The sequence below is a fragment of the Salinisphaera sp. G21_0 genome, from assembly GCF_017744115.1.
GTDB lineage: Bacteria > Pseudomonadota > Gammaproteobacteria > Pseudomonadales > Endozoicomonadaceae > Endozoicomonas.
On sequence record NZ_JAGHQW010000153.1, the window covers coordinates 1 to 1836 of the forward strand.

Here is a 1836-nt window from a genome sequence, read left to right on the forward strand (position 1 = left end):
GCATCATTTTCTGAATGATGGACTCTTTGAACTCTTCTGAATAGCGGGCCATTGATCACTCACTGGCCGCCCCCTGTTTAGGTTTTTAAATTCAGGAGAGGCGACAACTATGTTGGCACAGGGGGATAATTCGAAATGGCTCTATCGTTCTCTGGATCATAAATCGACCAGCAAGTGTATCATCATCATCACATTCAAGAATAATTTTACTATAAGGCATACCAAAGAGGACAACAGGAAGGCCTGATTTATTAATCAAAATTTTTAACCACTTTGCCGCACCTTTAAGAACCTTATAGGATTCTGTTTCGATAAGATGTTGGAATTCATCCAATAGGCTGATCTCTACACCGCAGTGAATCATCAAATTAGCCAATATTCTTGTTAGCTCGGGTGCTAAAAGCCCTTTGGGTGACAGTTCATGGCCAAGATCCTGTAAAAAGCAGATGGCCGCCTGTCTTGGTACAGATTGTTCAGGGAAATCACTGGAGAATACATTGATAACTGAGCGCTCAGATTCTTCTCTTATCGGGTTTAGTCGTAAATACTCTGCTCTCAGCGTCGTTTTACCTGCACCAGGTTCACCCATCACCAACATGCAGTCAGGATATCCTCCTCTTTGCGATATTTTTCTGCAACGGTGTATGTCCGCCAGAATACGATCCAGGTTTGGTGAGCTGATGTAGCAGTTTCTCACTTGTTCTATTTTTTGATTTTGCTCTTCTGTTATGGAGTCATAGCGCTTATAAAGCTCATTCATCACATGTTACTCCTCCATCCAGAGGTATCAAGCACATCGTCATCATCGAATTCTTCAACAGTAACTATTGTACTTTCTGATTCTTTCTTCTGCTCTGTCTTAGGTTCTGGTGAGGAAAGGCCTTCAGATAAGCTTGAATTGGAATCCTGCCCGATGTCGCAGTATTTTGCAGCCGCCGAACTTCCGCTGATTGAAGTTTTGCTTGGCATTTCTATCCAGGAATCTATTTCTTCCTGAATTCTTCTCTGTATCTCAAGCCTTGCTCTGACTACATCTTCATGTCTGTAATCTTTTCCTATCACTTCTCTTGCATAACGAATATGTACATCATGCTGGTTGTCCCGGAGACCTAAGGCGTATTCTTGATCAACGGCAAAAACCTTTATGTACTTGTTGTCAATTTCATTAAAGACATAGATAAAACCAAGATTATCAGGATCAACTTTATATTTTGTTATTTTATCTCCAGTTTTGGATCTATAGCTTGCAAGCTCCACTGAATCGTACCTTAATTTTTTATAATAAATACCTCCTTTTCTCAGTTTACTCTCCTCTGTTCGGCCAAGAACGATATTCAACCTATCTGGTTCGATCATTTTTGGCGGGTAGTCTTCAACAGATTTCAACCAGTATAAGTCAGGAATAATTTCGTCCTTAGTTGTAGGTGACACTTGGTATTCATCAACAAGCCATTTGTAGAATATTTCAACAAATGAATTAAATCGGATGACCGCATTTTTCTTGGGGTTGTAATCATCACGTTTGGCAATGGAAGAAAACGTCTTTCCATGCATTTGAGAAAGAAGCTTGGTATTGATTGTTCCAAACTTTCTTTCAACCTTTCCTTTCAGCCATGGGTGCTGTACCGGATTGAATGAATATTGGATATTTAATTCTGCCAGAACTATTTCTAGATCTTTGCACCAAAACTCCTTCCCATTATCAAAAACCCCCTGTGCCAACATAGTTGTCGCCTCTCCTGAATTTAAAAACCTAAACAGGGGGCGGCCAGTGAGTGATCAATGGCCCGCTATTCAGAAGAGTTCAAAGAGTCCATCATTCAGAAAATGATGCCA

General features: G+C 40.5%; 2 protein-coding genes. Both read right to left on the minus strand.

What is annotated here, in order from left to right; all coding sequences use genetic code 11:
• Positions 1-91: 91 nt before the first annotated feature.
• On the minus strand, positions 92-760 hold the full coding sequence (locus J7439_RS25325; protein ID WP_209204835.1) for an ATP-binding protein: 669 nt from the start codon (positions 758-760) through the stop codon (positions 92-94).
• A complete protein-coding gene (locus tag J7439_RS25330; RefSeq protein ID WP_209204836.1) occupies positions 760-1725 on the minus strand; it encodes a TnsB C-terminal domain-containing protein in 966 nt (321 codons plus the stop codon). The genes J7439_RS25325 and J7439_RS25330 overlap by 1 nt, the downstream gene beginning before the upstream one ends.
• Positions 1726-1836: the final 111 nt, after the last annotated feature.

What these genes read in the sequence shown, in the direction of transcription:
- J7439_RS25330 (WP_209204836.1), bottom strand. Translation starts at nt 1,725, where the DNA reads ATGTTGGCACAGGGGGTTTTTGATAATGGGAAGGAGTTTTGGTGCAAA.
- J7439_RS25325 (WP_209204835.1), bottom strand. Translation starts at nt 760, where the DNA reads ATGAATGAGCTTTATAAGCGCTATGACTCCATAACAGAAGAGCAAAAT.